Here is a 22,839-nt window from a genome sequence, read left to right as displayed (position 1 = left end):
TAATGAGCAATCAACAAGAATTACTTGATTTAGCAAATATGAGAATGCCCTTTGGAAAATTCAAGGGGCTTCTCCTTGTTGAAGTTCCAGAACCTTATTATGTTTGGTACAGGTCAAAAGGTTTTCCGCAAGGTAAATTGGGAAATCAAATGCAACTCATGTATGAAATTAAAGTAAATGGTTTGGAACATTTAATTCGTCCTTTAATAAGGAAGTAATAAAATATCCTTTGCCTTTTTAAAATTAATTAGTCAAATAAAACTTAAAAATGTCCACTGAAATAATAATCGGTGGACATTTTTTTTTGAGTTAACTAATAATTGAAAATACTTAAATAAAATCTGTTTATGACATGCAACCTTTCATAAACAAAGTAGTCTTTATTAAAAGATAGTAGGTTTATTTTAATTTAAAAAGAATGCTTATTCTCTAATATTTTAATTAATTTTATTCACTAATTATTAAATTTAAAAAAAATACACTCATGCAAAAACTACTTGTTCTATCTTTTTCAATCCTATTTTCTGTAGGGTTGTTTGCGCAACAATCAAACCTCAATGGTTCTGACAACAAGCTGAAATACAATGTAAAAGTTGAAGCGTTAAAGGATGACGTTAACGATAATTTTTATGAATACTATTCATTAGAAATTAAAAATATTTCAAATAGCGCTGTTACTTTCACTCCTGTCTTCAATTACAAAACTGAAAGTGGAGTAACAAGAAGTTCTTTAACCAGCGATGATTATGGTACAATAACTTTAGCTCCAGGAGAAACTATTAAAGGTAGTATTCAAAAAGATCATGTTATAGAATACAGAAACTTAACATTATTCAAAGAATTTCTTGTTGGAAACAGCGGGAAAAAATCATCGAATGATGTGTATACCTTAACTTCAATTGCTATAAAATACTAAAAACTAAAACGATGAAACTTATAATTACAATTTTATTACTCACTTTCTCCTATTGGTCTTACTCCCAATGTACAGTGACGATTCAAACCGCAACAGATTCAGTTGATTGTGGAGGTTGTTTCGATTTAACAGCAGTTGGAATTGCCCAAGACACCTTATTATATGAAAGCTTTGACAACGGAGCACTAGGTCCTGGTTGGGCTGCTAATCAGCCTGTCATGTTTAACAATCCTTGTGGAGCTCCACCAAATGGATCGCCTACTGCATGGTTTGGTAATTTACAAGGATTTCCACGTTATGTAGAAACAATTGATTATGATTTAACATGCGGCGGAGATGTTTGTTGGTTGATGATGTATGCTGAACAAGGTTCTTCCGGGGGTATAAACTGTGAAGGACCTGATCTACCTACCGAAGGGGTTAAACTTCAATATTCAATAAATGGAGGAGTATCATGGGTACAAATCGTGGATTACCCACCATTAAATAATGGTTATGATCCATTCCAAACAGCATGGAACGAATATTGTGAACCTATTCCTCTAGCTGCTCAAACAGCTTCAACAAGATTTAGATGGGTTCAATTAGCTGCAACCACAGCTAATACTGACCATTGGGGAATTGATGACGTTGCAGTCTTAGGAACTATTTGTGGTACTTATTACTACGATTGGAATGCAGACGGAACAACTAACTTACCTGATACAAACATTTGTATTACTCAGAATACTGAAACATACAACGTAATTTATACGGATGGAGTTCAAGATACATGTTATGCATCAATCGATATGTTTGCTGTTATGTATCCAAACTTACCAAATGACACCTCTTTTTGTGGTTATGTTGACTTAGATATTGTTTCTAACCCAACAGGAGGAACAGGAACTTACGATTTTTTATGGAATAATGGAGACACAGACAATACAATAGAAGACGCTACAACAAACATTTACTACGTCGATATTGTTGACGGAACTTACCCAGGATGCACAGCATCAGATACAATCGACTTTGGAATGCACCCTATTCCCGTAGTAAACTTTTCAGCATCTCCACTATGCCAAGGTGCTTTGACAAACTTTATTGATTCAACTGTATTACCTCCAGGATTTAATATTGATACATGGAGCTGGAACTTTAATAATCAAGGGGCAACATCTACACTTCAAAACCCGAGTCACTTATTTTCAGGAGTTGGAACTTATAATGTTAAATTAAAAGTTACAACAGAATTCGGATGTGTTGGAGATACAACAATAACTTACTTTATTGAACCTTCTCCATATTCAGACTTTGAATTTTCAGCAGCCTGTGAAGGTGAAGAAACAGAGTTTACCAATGAATCTATAGGTAACTTTGAAAATTCTCAATGGATTTTCACAAGCGATACAGATACCATTCTTTCTACTGATGCAACATTTACATTCCCAGGAAGTGGAAACTATGATGTTACTTTAATTATTGAGGATGCAAATGGTGATTGTGTTAGTACTTCAACGCAAACCGTAGTTGTTAATCCTTCCCCAGATGTTACATTTACTGCGGATCCAATGTTTGGAGAACCAGCTTTAAATGTCAATTTCTTTTCTGATCCATCTGGATTGGTAGATAATTTTTGGGATTTCAATGATGGAAATTCAACAGCTGAATTAAATGATACAATATTCAATTCATTCTTAGAAGCTGGAGTTTATGATGTCACTCACACCGGAACAAGTGCTGATGGATGTACAAACACATATACAATGCAAATCGTAGTTGAATATCCTGAAGTTTTATATGATATTCCAAACGTTTTCACTCCTAATAATGATGGAATAAACGATGGTTTCTTCATCAATTACTTAGCTGCTTATGAAACAATTACAGATTTCGAGATTGTTATCTTAAACAGATGGGGTGCTACAATTAGAAGATATTCAGAGGCTAACTTCATCTGGGATGGTAAAAGTAAATCTGGAACTGTAGTTGGAGATGGAACTTATTTTTACAAAGTGAACTTTAAAACTGTAAAAGGTAAAAATTATGAGGAGCACGGATTTGTGCAAGTCGTTAACGATTAAACTCCACCATAATTAGAAGATTGGGGCATCTATTTCAGATGTCCCTTTTTTTTATCTTATACTTTCTTCAGAAATTTCAATAGTATGTCCGCAGTCGAAATGACCCAGTGGACATTTTTTATGTCCATGAAAACCGCAAGGACGACAATCTAATGCATCTTGTGTCTCAATAATTTTAGAGTCTTCAGCTAGTGGCCCAAATCCAAACTGAGGAATTGTAGAGCAAAAGAATGCACGTGTTGGAGCATTCATAGCCGATGCAATGTGGAGGGGTCCTGAATCGTTCACGTAATTCATTTCGGCATTTTCCATCAAGGCAGCACTCTGCAATAAAGTTAATTTTCCAGCCAAATTATGAACACCTTTAGGAAATTCTTTTTGGAGATCAGCACATAACTCAAAATCAGTTGGACCACCAATTAGCTTCACCTCCCCTTTTTGGATTAAAATTTCAATAAGTTCCGTCCATTTCGAAGTGGGAAGTTTTTTAGTTTCCCAAACAGAGGCTGGAGCCAAGCAATAGTATTTTTTCTTTGTGAAATCTTCAATCGCCACTCGGTCAGAAGCAGAAGGAAATAATTCTGGTCGAACCAATTTCTTAGCACCATGATGCGCAATTGTTTTTAAATTTCTTTCTACTTCATGCGTCCCGTCCTCTAATGAATGAGGAACAGTTTTAGAATACATTTTTGAAAAAGCATTTTTATCGAAGCCAATTCTACTTTTTGTTTTGGCCAGTTTAGTCATTAAACCAGCATTAGTGTATCGCTGTAATGTAATTACTTCATCATATTTTTGCTTTCTAATTGCTTTTATGATGCGCAATAAACTCTTGTACTTTCCCTCCTTTTTATTCCATATATAGACATGGTTAATTTTCGGATTATTAGCCAAGAGAGATTCGTTTCCTTTTCTGACTACTACGTCAATTTTCGCATCAGGATAAATTCTGTTTAATTCAGAAATAATAGGAGTTGCTAGAATAACGTCACCTAGAAAAGCGGTTTGTATAATTAAGAATTTTTGCACGCCACAAATATAATCAATTACGAATTAGAAAAATGTGGATTTGTTGATTTGTGAATTTGTTGGATTGTTGGTTTGTGGACTGTGGATTCGTGGATTCGTGAATTTGTTGGTTTGTTGATTTGTGGACTGTGGATTCGTTGGTGTAGATGTTGAATAAATGATTGAAAAATTCAAGGATTCAAAGATTTCAGCGTTAAATTAAGGATTTAAAGGTGGTATAAAGTGGAATAATAGCTTAAACATCGACCAATCTATTCGTCAGAATAGCGAATTCAACATTAATAATTCATCATTCATCCTTATTTTAAAAACCGTTTATCATTGCCTAACTCATAATTAATTCTATCTTGAAGGGATAAAGTAGTACAATTTTGCTTCATGACATATTATCATGCTACATTGACACATACAACCAAAGCGAAGCCAATCAAAGGGTTGTGTGCTTTAAAAAACTATTAAACCTTGATATATCCAGGTTTTTGAATAAAAGTAGAGATTAGAACAATTGTTGCACAGAAGACAGTGAATTATAAATATAAATAAAAGAATACATGAAATTATTAGTAATCGGTGGCGGAAACATGGGTTTAACCTATTCCGAAGGAATGTCAAAATCCCCGTTATTGAACCGGAGGAAATTAATGATCCAGGATTTAAGCCCTGATACACTTTCAGTTCTAAGAGAAAATCCAGACTTTGATGTTTATGATAATTTGGATGAATGTTTACCTAAAGCAGACATCATTTTCATTGCTGTTAAACCTTACCATTGTGTTGATTTGTTCGATAAAATGAAAGATATGGTTAATGATCAGCAAGTTTTTGTTTCCTTAATGGCTGGAGTAACTATTGATTTTATTAAAGATCATTTAGGGATTTCAAAAGTAGTGAGAACAATGCCAAATTTACCAGCAAAAGTAGGTAAAGGAGTAACTTCTTTTACTGAATCTCATGATGTTTCAAGAGTTGAACTTTTAATGGTTCGTAATTTATTAGACACAACAGGAGCATCAATTCACGTTGAAACAGAGAAATTCATTGATAAATCTACTGGAATTTCAGGAAGTGGACCAGCTTATGTTTTTTACTTCATGAATTCTATGTTGGAAGCTGCAAGAAAAATGGGCTTCTCAGAGAATGATTCCAAAATATTAGTAAGCTCAACCTTTGAAGGTGCCGTTGCTTTATTTAATGAATCAGATATTTCTCCACAAAAATGGATGGACAGGGTTGCTTCAAAAGGTGGAACAACGCAAGCTGCATTGGACTCAATGGAAGACAACAACGTTAAAGAACTCATTAAAGATGCTGCTTATGCTGCATTTAATAGAGCTGTTGAATTAGGAAAAGATCCAGAATAAATTTAGCCTAAAAGTTCAAATAATAAATTTTAAATCAAATATTAACTAATACAAATTAAGTTTTGCATACATTCAAAAAAAGAGTAGTTATAAAAGTAGGAACAAACGTAATGACCAACAAAAACAACAGAATCGTTGGTCCTATACTAAAAAATCTAGTTCGTCAAATCGCTTATTTATACGAAAGAGATATTATTACAATATTAGTATCATCTGGTTCCGCAATTGCTGGTAAAGAAGTACTAGGAGATTGCTCTGCTATTGATCCAACCACTCGCCGACAAGTATTTTCATCAGTTGGTCAACCAAGATTAATGAGACACTATTATTCAATGTTTCATGATTTTGGGATGAGTTGTGCACAAGTTTTAGCAACCAAAAGAGACTTTGCTCCTGGCGAATACAGAGACAACATGATCAATTGCTATGAAGCTTTATTAAATGAAGGAATTATTCCTATCGCAAATGAAGATGACGCTGTTTCACTAACAATGTCGATGTTTTCTGACAATGATGAATTGGCGAGTTTAGTTGCAGAATTGGTAAATGCCGACATGCTGATCATGTTAACAGATACTGATGGACTTTACACTGGTCATCCAGATGATGATGATTCTAAACTTTTACACCATGTAAAAGGTGATGAAAACGTTGAAAAATATGTTCAAGAATCTGAAAAAGGTGAAGGAGAAGGCCGCGGTGGAATGGGTTCAAAATTAAAAATCGCCAAATCTGCAGCCATTAAAAATATTCCAACATATATTGCCAATGGTAAAGAAGATAATATTATCATAGATATCTTGGAGGGTAAGGAAGTTGGAACAAAATTCGAATAAAATTAATTATGAATTAATCAAATATTCAAAAGAAAACATTATTCGAAGAGATAATGTAGGGACGATTTGTAAATCGTCCATTGCGAATAGATGATATCCATTAACATTGATAGTTAAATTTATTGAAGAATTCAAAAACAAACAATTACAAAAAAATAACAACAGAAATGAAATTTTTAGATACAGACAAAAAGAATAACGTTTTACAGTCGATGATTGATATTATCGACGCAAAAAGAGATGAAATTCTCGCTGAAAATAAAAAAGACCTTGACGCTTTTGAAAGAGACGATCAAGCGCTATATGACCGATTGGTTGTAGATCAAGATAAAATTGACGGAATGATTACAGCAATTCGTCAGGTGAAAGGACAAGAAGATCCTGTGGGAAAGAAGATTTCTGAATTAAAATTAGAAAATGGTTTAGAGATTATCAATAAAACCGATCCTTTTGGAACGATAATGATAATTTATGAATCTCGTCCTGATGTTACTATTGAAGCTGCTGTTTTAGCATTTAAAGCCAATAATAAGATCTTATTGAAAGGTGGTCGTGAGGCTTCCAATAGCAACAAAGTTTTAGTAAAATGTTGGCACGAAGCACTTGCAGCAAACGATCTAGACAAAGATTGGATCAAGATGTTGGAAATGAATAGAGATGAAACACAGGAGTTTCTAAGAAATCCAACCGAGAAATTAGATTTGATTGTTCCTAGAGGTGGAGAACGATTAATTGAGTTTGTGAAGCAACATGCTAAATGTGCTGTTTTAATTTCTGGAAGAGGAAACAACTTTATGTATATTTCTCCAAAAGCAGATTGGGCAAAAACAATTAAAGTTATGCTCAATGCGAAAACAGACAAAACATCTGCTTGTAATGCTTTAGATAATATTCTTATCGACAGTAATATTGATGCTTATGCAGATAAATTGAAAGATTTAGATGCTGTTTTATCTAAAGCAGGAGTAGAAATTATCGTAGATAAAAAAACGAAATCGGTTCTTTCTGAAAGAGAACTAATGGAAAACGAAGCTGTTTGGAAAGAAGAATTTCTAGCCATGAAAATCTTAATTGGAACAGTTGATTCTCAAGAGGAAGCAATTGATAAAATTAATGAGAATTCAGGAAAACACTCTTCAATTATAATGACTGAAGACAAAGACGAAGCATTGACATTTATGGAGCAAATTGACAGTGCTGCTGTTTATCAAAATGCATCTACTCGATTCACTGACGGTGGAGCGATGGGAGTTGGTGCTGAATTAGCGATTAGTACAGACAAATTACACCACAGAGGCCCACTAGGATTGAAACAATTAACAACGAATAAATACTATGTTTTTGGTGATGGTCAAGTGAGGTAACACGCATTGAATGATATAGATTTAAAAAATATAGATTCCTCCATTTTATTAAGCCATTGGTTTTATAAAATGGAGGTTTTTTTGATATATGCTTATTATAATAGTATTGGGTTACCAAGCTAAGTCGTTAACTGTAATCCCATATTCATTATAAAAACTTATTGTCACTCCTAATTATCTCGAGTAACAGAAAAACTATTATACTTTTCTGAAATGGATGATTATGATTCGGCTTATTTATAATCGCCACAGGAGTGGTGAAATGTTAGTAGCTTTAGCTACCCAGTAATAGCATAAAGCCACAGAGTGGCGGCATGTGAATGTGTTTCAATTTTGCGAATACTCTATTTTGTTTAAGAGAATTTGACGATGTATTTATAACGTGTCACCACTCTGTGGCTTTTTAAAAAACGTTATTCGTTTTTTTATTAACATGTCACCCACTCCGTGGGCTAAGATGAAGTTAAGGCATATTAAAAACATTCTCCAATTAACGACCTATATTGGCAGCCCAATAATTGTATTTGAATACTCGATACGATTATAAGTTTGACAGAATAAAGTAATCGTTTCACTTTTAAATATGTAAAGCAAAGATTATCGTTTTATAATTGACTAACCTTGAGGTTACTAATAACCTCAAATTTCATTACCTATAAGTATTTCTCTAATTCAAATAATTCTAGAAAAATAGCCCTTATTTGAAATAATATTCCTACACAAAATCATTCTTAAAGTCCTTTTTGTTACAAATTAAAATATTTAATAACAACAAAGATTATGTTGTTCACGACACGAAACAACCATTTTGAAACCCTAAAATAACAGTTCGGTAAATAAGAGAGATTCTCAAAACACAAGAATAACTATATAAATAATAGCTTAATGTGGATTGAATCTAACTTTTTAAATTTATATTTGGTCACATCGTAAAAAAACACTACTTGTTATGTTAAATAAAATCGAATATGATAGTCCCGTAGCCAGGATAACAATAGATAATGAAGGAATATTTATTTTTAAACTGAAGGACACCTCCTCTATTTATGATATTGAAGAAGCTAGAAGTCAATATAGATTTATGAATTTGCACTCTGAAGGCAAGCCATATAAAGCAATCATTGATACAAGAGGAAGCTTAGTTTTGCCAACAGATGCAGCGTGTGATTATTATTTTGAAGGTAATAATTTCGAAAACATAATGGCACTAGTAGTTAATTCCTTACCTATGAAACTATTATTGGGACGAATGTTTAGACATGAAAATGTTCCGAATAGTAAAATTTTCAAAAATGATGAAGATGCTTATGAATGGCTGTTAAAAAAGGAATTTTAATTTCATTTAACTTCATTAATGTTCAAAACTGTAATTATTTGATTGAGTTCCTGTTCTTCTCGCGTAAATTTAAACTGCGCCTGATTATAGTAAACTTCTCTTTCAAGTAACTTAGTATCTATAAAACTCAGCAATTCATCATCATTTAAGTCCCTAAGCAGCGGACGATCAGTTTTGCTATTAATAAGTCTTTGAAAAAGTTCTTTGGCTGGTCTATGCAAATAGCAAGTTGTTCCATTAGCATTCATCCGTTCCATATTCTGATTAAAACAAGGAAGTCCGCCACCCACTGAAATAATTCCTTTATCAAATTTAGTAATTACGCTTTCAAGCATTTTAGTTTCTTCTTTTCTAAAAGTTGCTTCTCCATACTTTGAAAAGAATTCATTTATGCTTATTTTAAATTTCTCTTCAATTTCTTGATCTAAATCGACGAAAGGAATATTTAGTTTACTGGCCAGCCTCTTCCCTATTGTTGTTTTACCAACTCCCATAAAACCGATCAAAAATATAAGATTACTTTGCATAGCATCAAAGATAAATAAACCGTTAAGAATTATTCTCGTAATTATTTTAAAAAAAAACCAATGTACTATCACTTAAAAATCAACTGGTTCAAATTAAATCAAAAAATTAAATCAAAAAAAACACATTTTACACTTGTCAATCTAAATAAACCCAGTATATTTGCACCCGCAATCACAATATAAAAAACGCAAAAACAACGGTTTTTGTTGAAGTTATAAAAAGATTAGATTGAAATAAGATTCTGTAGCTTCCCGATAAAAATCGGCACAAGTCGTAGAAAATTTGAAATACTTTAATAAATGATTCCGTAGCTCAGCTGGTAGAGCATTACACTTTTAATGTAAGGGTCCTGGGTTCGAACCCCAGCGGGATCACTAATTAAAAAGCCAATTTGTAATAACAGGTTGGCTTTTTATTTTATAAAATTTGAAATGTTGTTTGTCACTTTAGAAAGAAAATAAAAATTTAATGATTTTTATTTCTTTTAAATAGTGAGGTTTTAAACAATAATAGTAATTTTGTCATCTCTTAAGAAAATCGATTTTTAAGAAACAAGAAATTAGATAGGATTAGATTCTGTAGCTTCTCGATATAAATCGGCACAAGTAGCAGAATATTTGAAATACTTTAATAAATGATTCCGTAGCTCAGCTGGTAGAGCATTACACTTTTAATGTAAGGGTCCTGGGTTCGAACCCCAGCGGGATCACTAAAAGCTTCTCATTCGAGAGGCTTTTTTTGTTATATACCACTAAATATTACCAAAACCCGCACTCCTAGCCATTTCTCAACTTTTATCAAAAGCAAACAAAACTAATTGACAACATAGATTTTGTCACCCATGCTGTCACCAAATATTTTCAGTATTTTGGTGACAAGAAAACTAAAGTTGTCACCAGACAATTTTAATACTTAGGTGACAGGTTTGGTGTCAACACCACCTTTCTCACGTGCCAAATACCCGTCTTTCGACTTGTAGAAGGACAAATCCCCAATCTTACCAGTAAGCTTGATTATTCCTTTTTGTCTTGCCATGATTATTCAATTTTAGTTTTAAAATATCCTGTTGGGACTTTCCCAACATTGGTCAAATTTCGTCGCGACTTGAAATCGATACTTCAAAACTACTTTATCAATGGGCGTATAAAAAGGAATCACTTCCGTTCCATAATCTTTATGCTGATTTGCTGTGTTTTTGCCTTTTCTTTATCGTTTAATTTCCTATAATTTTGCATTCAAGGCTGAAAACAGTCTCAATATGTATATATCAAGGCTACTGAAGGTGTATAGATGATGTATGGATAAAGTATCATAAACATCAAATAGCACCAAATAATTATAAGAATAATGAAGCGTATCGTTCTCCATACAAAAGACGTCATGATCATCACTGGAAAGTCTGAACGATATTCTCGAGAACTCATTAAGAAAATGAAAGAACACTATCTAAAAAAATCACATCAGTATGTTACGATAAAGGAATGTTCTAATTATTTAGGTTTGGACGTGGATGAGGTGGAGGAAGTTTTGTTTTGATTCCCACAAAATATTACAAAAAAAGCCTCTCGAATGAGAGACTTTTTATAAATAAAAGAAAGTATATATTACGATATTATTTAACCACCTTAAATGTTTTCACCGACTTCTCTGATCTTACAATCAAGATATATACTCCGGAATTCAGTTCTCCAGTATTAAAAGTAAAACTGTTTGAAGCCTCTTTAGAAGACACAACCACACTTCCCTTTGCATCAATCATTTCCATGGAAACTAAAACCCCCTTTTCGTTATTGATGTTTAACTCATCCGAAATAGGATTCGGGTAAACTGAAATACCTTTCAACTCATTCTCTTCCAAACTCAAAACATCAACAAAAACACAAGCAGAAGTATCTACACAATTCCCATCCGTAATGATCACCGCATAATCTCCTGCTACTGTTGCCGTAAACGACTCCCCAGTTTCTCCAGTAATAACAGAACTATCAGCGCAATCTATCCATTGGTAATTTAGACCTAAATCTGTAACCGTAACTGTTCCTGTGTCTAAAGTTGTGGAAACATCAATATTACAAAGAGGTTCAACTCCACAAGGGAAAATTTCATATCCTGAATCATAAGGAAGAGAACTATCATTTTGTTTTCCTATTCCTGTAAGGTTGAAAAAATCAGTTGGTGTTGGTGTTCCTGCTATGGCTGAAGCTGATGGAACGTTAACTGTAAAATCATCTGTTCCATTGGTTACTTCAATGTTTCCATTAGTTGGCCATATCGTTTCTCCGTTTACCAAAGAAAGATTCTCTAGTTTGATGGACTGACTCTCTGTTGCTTCATCTAAAAGTCCAGTGTTCGTTGGTGTTTGCAATGCAGCACCTTGTTGTAAAACTGTAATACTTGCAGGATTAATACGCAACATTCCGTTGAATTGCTCAATTTCACCATCTACCTTTATTTCATCTCCTTCTGTGGGAATGTAACCGTTTACATTAACTAAGCTAAACAGATTAATCCCGTCGTTATTGGAATCTATCATGGTTAAATCATATCCTGAACTGCTGTAATTTTGGCAATGCACAACGCCTGTTACACTAACATTATCTCCAATTGAAATTCCAGTTCCGTCAGGGTTGACTCCTGAAATAGCTCCAATAGTTGAATTGGTATAGGTTGGACCTGTACTCACTGGTGTTACTCCACAAGGATAAATTTGATATCCATCATTATAAGGGTTTGAAGCGTCGTTTTGCTTACCCAGTCCTGTTAAATGAAAATTAGTTCCTGGTGTTGGAGTTCCTGCTAAAGCAGAAACCGCTGGCACATTAACTGTAAAATTATCTGTTCCATTAGAGACTTCAATATTTCCATTGCTTGGCCACATCGTTTCTCCGTTTACCAAAGAAAGATTCTCTAATTTGATGGACTGACTCTCTGTTGTTTCATCTAAAACTGTAATAATCATTGGAGTTTGGAGAGGTGCATTTGATTGGTTTATTAAAATGTTATCAGGAATAATTTGTAATAAACCATTAATTTGTGTGATTTTTCCTTCTACTTCAATTTCATCACCTTCTGTGGGAACATAACCATTGATGCTTGTTGGACTTTTCAAGGTGATTCCGTCATTATTGGAATCGATGATTACGAAGTCATATCCTGAACTGCTATAGTTTTGGCAATGCACAACACCAATTAATCTTACACTATCTCCAACTGCTGTTCCAACTCCGTTGGCATTAGTAGAAGTTACAGTTGAAATGGCGGAATTAATATAGGTTGGACCACCGCCAACTGCCTGCGTTACACAAATACCTATGGTTTGCGTAGGAGTATTGTAATATGCAGTACCATAACTAGAACCATTACCAAATTCTCCATAATAATTGCGCCCCCAATACCAAACTGTCCCATCTGTTTTTGTAGCTACTGTTGTGGCGTATTTACCCGCTTCAACCGTCGCCCAATTAGTTTCTGTTCCAATTTGTGTCGGTGCTAATCGATCTGTCGAGGTCCCATCTCCCAATTGACCATTTGTATTAAAACCCCATGCCCAAAGAGTACCATCTTCTTTGATTCCAAAGGAAGTATTTGTACCTGCGGAAAAACTGATCCATTTATCTGTTGAAATTTGTTGCGGAGTATTAGTGACAGGAGGTGTTCCACCGACTCCTAAGCCTGCCCCACCACCCCATGACCACAAAGTACTATCAACTTTTTTGGCTAAAATGTGCTGGGATCCAACACTCATGGTAAGCCAGTCAGTGTCTGTACCTACCTGAGTGGGGATGGCAACAGTTGCTGTACCAGAGCCTAAAACTATAATAGAGGAACTATTCTTTCCCCACCCCCATATCGTGCCATCGGCTTTTATTGCAAAGGATATTCTATTAGTCCCTGTTGCAATCTCTACCCAATCAGTATCTGTTCCTACTTGAAGAGGAAACAATTGTTCGGGTGAAGCTGGTGAGTTTCCCAATTGATAATTATCATTTTGACCCCATGCCCAAATAGTTCCATCTGCTTTTAAGGCTATTGTAAAACCAAAAGTAGGAGCTACCTTAACCCAGTTATTTGCTGTTGTAATTTGTTGAAAAAGGGTGAAATTAAGGTTGGACGAATTAACCCCTAAGGATCCATATTGATTACTTCCACATCCCCAAAGTGTGCCATTGTTCTTGATCGCAAAAGTATTATTAGTTCCATTACTTATATTATTCCAATTAGTTTCTGTTCCCAATTGAATAGGTAAAGGCTCTGTTAGGTTAGTTGTTAATAAATTGCCGTAAGAGGCTGCTCCCCATCCCCACAAAGTGCCATCAGGTTTTTTACCAACTGTATGAGCACCACCAAAGTTTAAAGTCTCAAAACATTGTGCTGAAAGGATTAAAGAGGAGAATAAAAAGAATTTTAATAGTAGTATTTTTTTCATGATTTTATAGTTTTAAAAACGGGGTAGGGTTTCCCTACCCCGTTATGGTTATTAATATTTCAAATTATTTTTATTCAATAACTAACTTTTGTTGCATTGTATGTCCATTACTTTGTCTAAGAACTACAATATAAACTCCAGCTTGATATTTACCGGTATTCAACGCAACTTCACCTTTTGCTGAACGCAAATTGTGTTTAGCTACGCTTAGTCCAGATAAGTCATAAACTTCTAAGTCTCCTCCTTCTGACGACATTTCATAGTAAACGGTTGCCGTTTCTTTGGCAGGATTTGGATAGATTGTTAATAAATCTTCGAGCTGAGGATTTATACTGTCTCCAACTTTTATCATTTTACTACCATATAAAGCATTGTCACATCTTGGAATTTCAACTCTTAGTTCATAAATACAAGGTACATATTGTCCATCCATAAACATAGAGCCTTGTATTGTCCAATTGGTTGAACCCGAGAATGACCCTTGCGGTATCACAGTAAATTGAAGATTGTTTACTCCTGGATTGATTGTGAACGATGAAGGGATAATGGATACATTATTAAAGTCATCAGAGATTGTCGCCGTAAACGATGTACTCGCTGAGCTATAAATCATAATGTTATATGTAAATGAACAGTATAGCGTATGATTTTGATATACCTCCTCGATCTTTACATCCTCTATTTCACATTTTTTACAATCAATTAAAGAGTATTCTAAAGGATCTGATTCAGCCGTACAATGCCCTGTATTTATTGTAGATGTATAAGAACCATTCCCCATTAAATAAAATGGTGTTTGGAATGTATTGGACCCTGTTTGAACTGAACTTCCGTAATTATTCCAACTCCAAGTCTCTAGCTCTAAGGTTGGTCCTATTAAGTAACTATACTCTTCATCTTTATCTCCACGGGTATAACAAGTTGTATAACAACCTGAAGGATAAATCCATAAATAATCTTCCGGATTTTTAGGAATATCTACTTGTTCTGAAATGCTACAACCTCCCAAAGAAGCAGTTACGCGATAAGGTCCTCCATCTGGAACTGAAATGGATTGCGTAGATGCTCCATTGCTCCAATTGTAGGTAATGTTTGGATTAGATGGAGATGGGATGGCGTCGAGAACTACGTTGTAGAAAGCAATATTTGCCTTTTGACTAGAAGTATAGATTCCTGTTTTCATGAGTGTAGTTTGAAAATTCACCATTATTTCACCACCTTAAATGTCCTCACCGACTTCTCCGATCTTACAATCAAAATATAAACTCCAGCATTCAATTCACCAGTATCAAAAGTATAACTCTTCGAAGCCGCCTTAGAAGAAACAACCACACTTCCCTTAGCATCAATCATCTCAACAGAAACCAATGCTCCGTTTTCGTTGTTGATGTTTAACTCATCTGTAATTGGATTTGGATAAACTGAAATACCTTTCAACTCATTCCCTTCTAATCCCAACACATCTACAAAAACACATGCAGAAGTATCCACACAAGGTCCTTGGGTAATAATTACCGCGTAATCTCCGTTGGTTGTTGGAGTAAAACTCTCACCAGTTTCTCCTGTGATGATTGAACTATCGGCACAATTTATCCATTGATAAGAATGTCCCGTGTCGTTTACGCTTAACGTTTCATTATTTAGTGTTGTAGAGTTATCTATATCACAATAAGGATCTACTCCGCATGGATAAATTTGATACCCTTCATCATAAGGAATTGAAGCATCATTTTGCTTTCCGATTCCTGTTAAATGGAAATAGGTTCCTGGAGTTGGTGTTGCTGATAATGCAGATGCTCCAGTAATGTAAACAGTAAATGTATCAACTTGATTAGTTACTTCGATATTTCCATTAGTTGGCCACATTGTTTCACCGTTTACCAGTTCTAGGTTTTCTAATCTCACAAACTGACTCTCTGTTGTTTCATCTAAAACTGTAGTAAGCATTGGACTTTGAAGCGCAGCGCCTTGTTGTAAAACAGCGATATTATCTGGTTTTATTTGGATAAGACCATTGACTTGTGTTATCACTCCTTCTACTTCTATTTCATCTCCCTCTGCGGGGATGTAGCCGTTTATATCCGTTGGACTAAAAAGTGTAATTCCATCGTTATTGGAATCTATTAATGTAATGTCATAGCCTGAACTACTGAAGTTTTGGCAATGCACAACACCTGAAATAGCAACGCTATCTCCAACAGATGTTCCTGCGCCACTGGCATCATTTCCTACTACCGCCCCAATTGTTGAAGGTATGTAAGTTGGCCCGCCACCTGTTGTTGAAGTTACGCAAATACCTTGGGTTTGAGTAGGAGAAAGAATATAGGTAGTGCCATAACTTAAACCGTTACCATATTCTCCATAGTAGTTTCTACCTCCCCAATACCAAACTGTTCCATCTGTTTTGGTAGCCATCACGACAAAGGATTTACGGGCTTGAACAGTGCTCCAGTTGGTTTCTGTACCTATTTGTGTAGGAATTAAACGATCTGATGTAGTTCCATCACCTAGCTGTCCATAAGAATTACGACCCCAACCCCATAATGTACCATCTTCTTTAATTCCGTATGAAGTATTAAATCCAGTAAAGAAACTAATCCACTTATCGTTTGAGATTTGTTGAGGAGTGTTTGTTACACTTGGGGTGCCTCCAAAACCAAGGCCTTCCCCCCCCCCCCAAGACCACAATGTACTATCAGTTTTTTGAGCCAATATATGGTCTATTCCTAGACTCATCGTAACCCAATCGGTATCTGTGCCCACTTGAGTTGGATTCGCTACAGACGCAGTTCCAGATCCTAGAACTATGATTGATGAACTATTTTTACCCCATCCCCAAATCGTGCCATCTGATTTTATGGCAAAAGCAGTTCGACCTGTTCCTGTTGCGATTTCCACCCAATCAGTATCCGCTCCTACTTGGATAGGAAACAATTGCTCGGCCGTAGCTGGTGAATTACCTAACTGATAATTATCATTTTGACCCCAAGCCCAAATGGTTCCATCAGCTTTTAATGCAATGGTGAAAAAATGTGAGGGGGCAACTTTGACCCAATTATTAGCAGTTGTAATTTGTTGGAATGATGTGAAGTTTATATTCGTTGAATTGACTCCCAATGATCCAAACTGGTTGCTACCACAACCCCAAAGTGTGCCATCATCTTTTATAGAAAAAGTATTTGACACTCCATTTCTAACAATATTCCAATCGGTTTCTGTACCCAATTGTATTGGATTGGGTTCAGATAAATTAGTTGTTAATAGATTCCCCCAAGATGCTGCTCCCCAACCCCAAAGTGTTCCATCAGGCTTTTGACCAACGGTATGAGCCCCTCCAAAGTTTAAGGTCTCAAAACATTGTGCTGAAACAATTAAAGAGGAGAGTAAAATGAGCTTTAATAGTAGTATTTTTTTCATGATATTTTATTTAATAAAACGGGGTAGGGATCCCCTACCCCGTTATGGTTATTAATATTTCAAATTAGTTTTTTATTCTATCACTAACTTTTGTTGCATTGTATATCCATTACTTTGTCTAAGGACAACAATATAAACTCCAGCTTGATATTTACCGGTATTCAACGGAACTTCGCCTTTTGCTGAACGTAAATTGTGTTTAGCTACGCTTCGTCCAGATAAGTCGTAAACTTCTAAGTCTCCTTCTTCTGACGACATTTCATAGTAAACGGTTGCCGTTTCTTTGGCAGGATTTGGATAGATACTTAATAAATCATCGAGCTGAGGATTTATACTGTCTCCAACTTTTATCATTTTACTTCCGAACATGGCATTGTCACACCTTGGAATTTCAACTCTTAGCTCATAAATACAAGGCACATATTGCCCATCAATAAACATAGATCCTTGTATTGTCCAATTGGTTGAACCTGAAAATGAGCCCTGAGGTATGACCGTAAATTGAAGATAGTTTACCCCTGGACTGATTGTGAATGATGAAGGAATAATCGACACGTTATTGAAATCATCAGAGATTGTTGCCGTAAAAGGTACACTCGCTGAACTATACACAACAACATCGTATGTAAATGAACAATACGGAGTGTTGTTTTGATATACTTTCTCAATTTTTACATCTTTAATCTCACATTTTTTACAATCAATTAAAGCGTATTCTAAAGGATCTGATTCAGCCTCACAGTGTCCTGTATTTATAGTTGATGTATACGAACCGTCTCCTAACAAATAGAATGGTGTTTGGAATGAGTTAGTCCCTGATTGAACTGGGCTTCCGTAATTATTCCAACTCCAAGATGGTAGGGATAAAGTAGGCCCTATTAAGTAACTATACTCTTCATCTTTATCGCCACGATTATAACAAGTTGTATAACATCCCGAAGGATAAATCCATAAATAATCTTCAGGATTTTTAGGGATATCTACTTGTTTTGAAATACTACAACCTCCTAGAGAAGCAGTAACACGATAAGGCCCTCCATCTGGTACTGAAATAGATTGAGTCGATGCTCCATTGCTCCAGTTGTATGTGATATTTGGATTGGATGGTGAAGGGATGGCGTCGAGAACTAAATAGTGAGAACTAAAAAAAGCTTTTTGCCTCAGAGTGTAGATTTCTGTTTCCATGAGTGTAGTTTGAAAATTACTTAAAGTTAAATTTTCTAAACAGCTAAACGATTAAGAAAATACTAAGGTTGCTTTTTTGAAACAATTAGAACTATATACAAACCTAAAACCTCCATTGTGAATAAACGTCCATACAAAAGACGACATGATCATCACTGGAAAGTCTGAACGATATTCTCGAGAACTTATAAAAAAGATGAAGGAGCACTACCTAAAAAAAACACATCAGTATGTTACCATAAAAGAGTGTTCCGAATATTTAGGTTTGGATGTTGATGAGGTTGAGGAAGTTTTGTTTTGACAATCATAATCTTCAGTGTACAACAATGGTTCTAATTCATCAAAGTCATAAACTTCGATGCTGTCATTTGGAGTAATCATTAAATTTTCAATAATTACTATTTTTGAATCGTTCAGTGATTTTGTGCAACCAGAGCTCAAAATGAGGAAAAATACGGCAAGGATCAGGATATTACTTTGATTTTTCATAAAGCATTATTTTTAAATTAGTAAAATATATAACTGAATATCAGTGAAGTGAATTCTTATTCACAAACTCTAAGAACTTAGCCTTATACTGTTCTGAAACTGTAATTCTTTGATTATTGATAATAATTTGACTTCTTTCAATGACGTCAATATTATTCAGGGAAACAATAAAAGAACGGTGAACACGCATAAATTGAGTGCCCGGAAGTTCTTCTTCTAATGACTTTAAACTCATTAAAGTCAATATTGGTTTTGGTTCATCCTTAAGCCAAATCTTGATATAATCCTTTAGTCCTTCAAAATATAGAACATCAGAAAGTTTGATGCGCAATTGTTTGTATTCTGACTTCACGAAAAGAAATTCCTTTTGGTCTGAAACGGGAGTGTTATTCGCCCCTTTTGCCATTTCGAAATACTTTCCTGCCTTGTTCGCTGCTGTTAAAAACTCTGCATAATCGAATGGTTTTAACAAATAATCAATCGCTTCAACTTTAAAACCATCCAATGCATATTGATCAAAAGCTGTTGTGAATATCACACGTGTTTCTTTCGGGAGCATTTTAGAGAATTCAATTCCAGTTAAGTCAGGCATTTGAATATCCAAAAACAATAAATCTACTGTTTCAGTTTTTAAAAACTCCATAGCTTCAATTGCACTGCTGCATTTCTTTTTGAGAATTAAAAATGGCGTTTTCTCCACATAGCTTTCTACCAGATTAAGTGCCATTGGTTCATCATCTACGATAACACATGTGATTTTAACATTGCTCATATCTTAATTTGTTTGAATTTCTAATTGCGCCACAAAACGATTCTCTTTAATCGTTGTTTCGAAGGAATATTTATTCGGATAAAGCAATTCCAATCGTTTCTTTACATTTTGTATTCCGATACCCGAACCACTTTTATCTTCAGCAATTTTAGGGAAATTATCATTTTCGATTCTAAAAACGATTTTATTTTCATTGCAGGTTAAGTCGATATAAATATGGCTTTTCTTACTTGCAGAAACACCATGTTTAAAAGCATTTTCGATCAAAGAAATAAACATTAACGGCGCTATTTTAATTCCTGTTTCTCCATTTGGGAAATTATAACTGACTTCCGTTTTATCAGAAACTCGCAATTTCATTAAGTCGATGTACTTTTTCATGAAATCAACTTCTTTGGATAATGGAATCGTTTCTACATTCGTTTCATACAGCATATAACGCATTAACTTACTTAAACTATGAATCGATGTTTTCGCTTGATCTGGAGAAATATCCACCATGGCATAAATGTTATTCAAAGAATTGAAAAAGAAATGAGGTTGCAATTGGTAATGCAAATGTTGTAATTCTGACTTCAGTTTAATATTGGCAGCTTCCTTTCTTTCCGCTTCTGTTTGTACCAATCTGTTCGTACTTTTTAGAGCAATAGAAAATAAAATTGGCGCCATGTAAGTTAACGACTGAATATATACAAACATTTTAAAAGGCGGTCCTTCAGAACGACCATCATTAATTCGTTTTTTAGTCAATTGATTAAAAAACGTTTCTTCTATATTGACTTTTAAGTATAAAAAAACACCCACAAGAATTAGATTAATCAAAACAAACAGGGCCATTTTCTTCTTAAAAAGAAGGCGATCAATTAAAATGAAATAATTGAGATAAAAGATTACAGCTGATAGCAATAAAGGAATCCAAAAACGAGCGATTATTCTATTGATATCTTGTTCCTGACCATATGATAATAAATAGGGTAAACTGAATAACATCAGCCATACCAGCAAATGGGAAAGGAATGTTATGTTTTTATTTTTGTACATATTTTATGTGTTATGGGCTTAGGATCTGTTAAGTAATAACTAGTACAGCTTGATTTGTTCATTTTCTCTTTATTTGCGTTAAAATTTTAAACCATAGCTAAGGCTATGCTTGAAAATTTTGCCTTAATAAAGAGAAAAATAACTTCGTCAACAATGCACTACTTATTTCGTAACAGACCCTTAATTATCGATTTTAGTGAAAAATACTCTAAATAATTCCAATTAATGGAGCATGATTAAGAATATTCGTCTGCAGCTGCGAAAGTCATTTTTCACAACGGAATAAAAATACCACAGAATGAAGTGAATATCAAGTAAAATCTACGTTTGTAATGATTCCATCTACCAATTCCGAAGTTTTGACTTTTAGAAGAAGGGATCCGATAGTAATCGAATCCTCCATCACTAAAAATCACAGATTTTAAGCAATGTTCGGAATAACGATCGGTTAGTTTTAAAGTCAAAACAGGGAGAAAAAAGATGAAGCTGTCATCCCGATGAAGCAAAGCAACGAGGGATTTCTTTTTTTCGAAAGGCATTTCGTCGTTCAAGTGGAATGTCGAGCAGCCGATAACAACTCAATCTCATTTTTTAAATGCACATCATCCAAAAACACCCAAACACAAAAAAACACAGCCATAAAGACTGTGTTTTTTAACACTACTACTACTACTAAAAGTCAATTTTATTTATGAATTCGCCAGAATTCTAAAGTGTTCAAAATATAAAAGTCCTATAAAATCCGTGAAGATCCGCGTTGCTTGCATCCGCGTTCCCGAAAGCCTTCGGGACCGCGTTCCATTACAGCGCAACCAGAAGTATCACTTTTTTATCAAAGTCATCAAATTTTCATTACTCATATCTTAACGCCGTAATTGGATCTAAAGCAGATGCTTTTCTAGCAGGGTAATATCCAAAGAAGATTCCTGTTACTGCACACACCACAAATGAAATGACAATTGAATACATGGCAACACTAGTTGGCCAGTTTAAGAATTTTTCAATAAAAACCGTAGCACCTAGTCCTAACAACACTCCAAGGACACCACCCGTTATACTGATCATAATAGCTTCAATTAAAAACTGAAGTAAAATATCAGATCCTTTTGCTCCAACGGCCATTCTCAATCCGATTTCTTTGGTTCTTTCCTTTACCGAAACATACATTATATTCATAATACCAATTCCACCAATCAACAAAGAAATACTTGCAACAGCAACTAAAAGTAAAGTCAGCATTTCACTTGTAGAACTAAATGTAGAAATCAATTCTTCCATAGACTGTACACTAAAATCGTCTTTACTTGGATGAGGTATTTTATGTTGTACTCTCATAATTTCTGTGACTTCAGTAACAGCATTTGGCGCATCGTCTTCACTTACTGCCGATGCCATAATTTGATTGATATAATCTATAGCCAAAATACGTTTTTGTACGGTTGTATATGGTGCAATAACCACATCATCTTGGTCTTGACCAAAGGTGTTTTCTCCTTTTACTTCTAATACACCAATCACTGTAAATGGAATATTATTAAAACGAATCATCTGTCCAATAGGATCTTGCCCATCAGGAAACACATTGTCCACGACCGTTTGCCCAATAAGTGCCACTTTAGAAGCCGTTTGTACTTCGGAATCTGTAAACATACTGCCGCTTTGCAAATCAACTACTTTAATTTTGAGATACTCTGGATTTACGCCATAAATAGTACTTGGCCAGTTATTGGAACCATTTATAACTTGTCCGCTACCATTTACCAATGGTGTTGCATAACTTAAAAAGGTGGCTTGATCTTGAATGGCTTCATAATCTTTAAGGGTAAGTGATTGCATCTCACCTGCACTTGGCCGAACTCCACTACTTGAAGTAGACGCTGGCCTTATAGTAATAATATTAGAACCCATAGCCGAAATACTTTCGCGAATACTTTCTTTAGAGCCTTCACCAATAGCGAGCATTGCAATTACCGATGCTACACCTATAATAATGCCCAACATTGTAAGTAGCGATCTCATTTTATTAAGAACAATGGCTTTAAAAGCGATTTTAAATAAATTTAATAGTCTCAT

19 protein-coding genes and 2 tRNA genes are annotated in these 22,839 nt (G+C 34.7%); 10 read left to right on the top strand and 11 right to left on the bottom strand.

The features are described from left to right. The first annotated feature begins 2 nt into the window (after window positions 1–2). The 3 genes from ERX46_RS16670 to ERX46_RS16660 all read left to right on the top strand — a co-directional run bounded on the left by ERX46_RS16670 (window position 3) and on the right by ERX46_RS16660 (window position 2,982). Window positions 3–218 carry a DUF3820 family protein gene (locus ERX46_RS16670; protein WP_130095003.1) on the top strand — a complete coding sequence of 72 codons (216 nt, stop codon included), beginning with the start codon at window positions 3–5 and terminating at the stop codon, window positions 216–218. 266 nt (window positions 219–484) lie between these two features. Continuing rightward, window positions 485–916, top strand: a complete 432-nt coding sequence (locus tag ERX46_RS16665; RefSeq protein WP_130095002.1) for a hypothetical protein — start codon at window positions 485–487, stop codon at window positions 914–916. 11 nt (window positions 917–927) lie between these two features. After that, the gene (locus ERX46_RS16660; protein WP_130095001.1) at window positions 928–2,982 is read left to right on the top strand and encodes a PKD domain-containing protein; all 2,055 of its coding nucleotides are present in this window, start codon (window positions 928–930) and stop codon (window positions 2,980–2,982) included. Between the two features lie 51 nt (window positions 2,983–3,033). On the opposite strand, the gene ERX46_RS16655 is transcribed toward ERX46_RS16660, so the two are convergent. Continuing rightward, on the bottom strand, window positions 3,034–4,011 hold the full coding sequence (locus tag ERX46_RS16655; protein WP_130095000.1) for a glycosyltransferase family 9 protein: 978 nt from the start codon (window positions 4,009–4,011) through the stop codon (window positions 3,034–3,036). 551 nt (window positions 4,012–4,562) lie between these two features. Between ERX46_RS16655 and proC the strand changes: the two genes are divergently transcribed. The 4 genes from proC (at window position 4,563) to ERX46_RS16635 (ending at window position 8,908) form a co-directional block, all read left to right on the top strand. Next, entirely contained in the window at window positions 4,563–5,372 is an 810-nt protein-coding gene (proC, locus tag ERX46_RS16650) for a pyrroline-5-carboxylate reductase (protein ID WP_130094999.1), read from the top strand. 62 nt (window positions 5,373–5,434) lie between these two features. Next, window positions 5,435–6,208 (top strand): glutamate 5-kinase, encoded by a 774-nt coding sequence (gene proB / locus ERX46_RS16645; protein WP_130094998.1) that lies wholly within the window; start codon window positions 5,435–5,437, stop codon window positions 6,206–6,208. A 122-nt stretch (window positions 6,209–6,330) separates the two neighbouring features. Continuing rightward, window positions 6,331–7,572: a glutamate-5-semialdehyde dehydrogenase gene (locus ERX46_RS16640; RefSeq protein WP_262708102.1), complete on the top strand. Its 1,242-nt coding sequence runs from the start codon at window positions 6,331–6,333 to the stop codon at window positions 7,570–7,572. 949 nt (window positions 7,573–8,521) lie between these two features. Beyond that, on the top strand, window positions 8,522–8,908 hold the full coding sequence (locus tag ERX46_RS16635; RefSeq protein ID WP_130094996.1) for a DUF7793 family protein: 387 nt from the start codon (window positions 8,522–8,524) through the stop codon (window positions 8,906–8,908). Between the two features lie 2 nt (window positions 8,909–8,910). Here ERX46_RS16635 and ERX46_RS16630 read toward each other — a convergent pair whose 3' ends face one another. Further along, complete coding sequence (locus ERX46_RS16630; protein WP_130094995.1) at window positions 8,911–9,435, bottom strand: shikimate kinase; 525 nt, start codon at window positions 9,433–9,435, stop codon at window positions 8,911–8,913. Window positions 9,436–9,737: 302 nt separating this feature from the next. Here ERX46_RS16630 and ERX46_RS16625 point away from each other — a divergent pair. Next, a tRNA-Lys gene (locus ERX46_RS16625) sits at window positions 9,738–9,810 on the top strand. 262 nt (window positions 9,811–10,072) lie between these two features. Beyond that, window positions 10,073–10,145: transfer RNA gene (locus tag ERX46_RS16620), tRNA-Lys, on the top strand. Window positions 10,146–10,348: 203 nt separating this feature from the next. On the opposite strand, the gene ERX46_RS17810 is transcribed toward ERX46_RS16620, so the two are convergent. Continuing rightward, window positions 10,349–10,471 carry a hypothetical protein gene (locus ERX46_RS17810; RefSeq protein ID WP_262708103.1) on the bottom strand — a complete coding sequence of 41 codons (123 nt, stop codon included), beginning with the start codon at window positions 10,469–10,471 and terminating at the stop codon, window positions 10,349–10,351. Between the two features lie 312 nt (window positions 10,472–10,783). Between ERX46_RS17810 and ERX46_RS16615 the strand changes: the two genes are divergently transcribed. Continuing rightward, complete coding sequence (locus ERX46_RS16615) at window positions 10,784–10,972, top strand: hypothetical protein (RefSeq protein WP_130094994.1); 189 nt, start codon at window positions 10,784–10,786, stop codon at window positions 10,970–10,972. Window positions 10,973–11,048: 76 nt separating this feature from the next. Here the strand turns inward: ERX46_RS16615 and ERX46_RS16610 are convergent, their stop codons facing one another. The 8 genes from ERX46_RS16610 to ERX46_RS16580 form a co-directional block, all read right to left on the bottom strand. Further along, complete coding sequence (locus ERX46_RS16610; protein ID WP_130094993.1) at window positions 11,049–13,862, bottom strand: RCC1 domain-containing protein; 2,814 nt, start codon at window positions 13,860–13,862, stop codon at window positions 11,049–11,051. 70 nt (window positions 13,863–13,932) lie between these two features. After that, window positions 13,933–15,045 carry a T9SS type A sorting domain-containing protein gene (locus ERX46_RS16605; protein WP_165366267.1) on the bottom strand — a complete coding sequence of 371 codons (1,113 nt, stop codon included), beginning with the start codon at window positions 15,043–15,045 and terminating at the stop codon, window positions 13,933–13,935. A 23-nt stretch (window positions 15,046–15,068) separates the two neighbouring features. Beyond that, entirely contained in the window at window positions 15,069–17,279 is a 2,211-nt protein-coding gene (locus ERX46_RS16600) for a T9SS type A sorting domain-containing protein (protein WP_130094991.1), read from the bottom strand. 72 nt (window positions 17,280–17,351) lie between these two features. Next, window positions 17,352–18,464 carry a T9SS type A sorting domain-containing protein gene (locus tag ERX46_RS16595; RefSeq protein WP_130094990.1) on the bottom strand — a complete coding sequence of 371 codons (1,113 nt, stop codon included), beginning with the start codon at window positions 18,462–18,464 and terminating at the stop codon, window positions 17,352–17,354. 225 nt (window positions 18,465–18,689) lie between these two features. Then, complete coding sequence (locus ERX46_RS17560; protein WP_165366266.1) at window positions 18,690–18,953, bottom strand: hypothetical protein; 264 nt, start codon at window positions 18,951–18,953, stop codon at window positions 18,690–18,692. Window positions 18,954–18,993: 40 nt separating this feature from the next. After that, window positions 18,994–19,725, bottom strand: a complete 732-nt coding sequence (locus tag ERX46_RS16590) for a LytR/AlgR family response regulator transcription factor (protein WP_130094989.1) — start codon at window positions 19,723–19,725, stop codon at window positions 18,994–18,996. Between the two features lie 3 nt (window positions 19,726–19,728). Then, on the bottom strand, window positions 19,729–20,766 hold the full coding sequence (locus ERX46_RS16585) for a sensor histidine kinase (RefSeq protein WP_130094988.1): 1,038 nt from the start codon (window positions 20,764–20,766) through the stop codon (window positions 19,729–19,731). Between the two features lie 852 nt (window positions 20,767–21,618). Beyond that, window positions 21,619–22,839 (bottom strand): ABC transporter permease, encoded by a 1,221-nt coding sequence (locus ERX46_RS16580; RefSeq protein ID WP_130094987.1) that lies wholly within the window; start codon window positions 22,837–22,839, stop codon window positions 21,619–21,621.

The sequence above is a fragment of the Brumimicrobium glaciale genome, from assembly GCF_004152935.1.
Taxonomy (GTDB): Bacteria; Bacteroidota; Bacteroidia; order Flavobacteriales_D; family Crocinitomicaceae; genus Brumimicrobium; species Brumimicrobium glaciale.
This window is presented reverse-complemented; position numbering and strand designations above follow the sequence as displayed.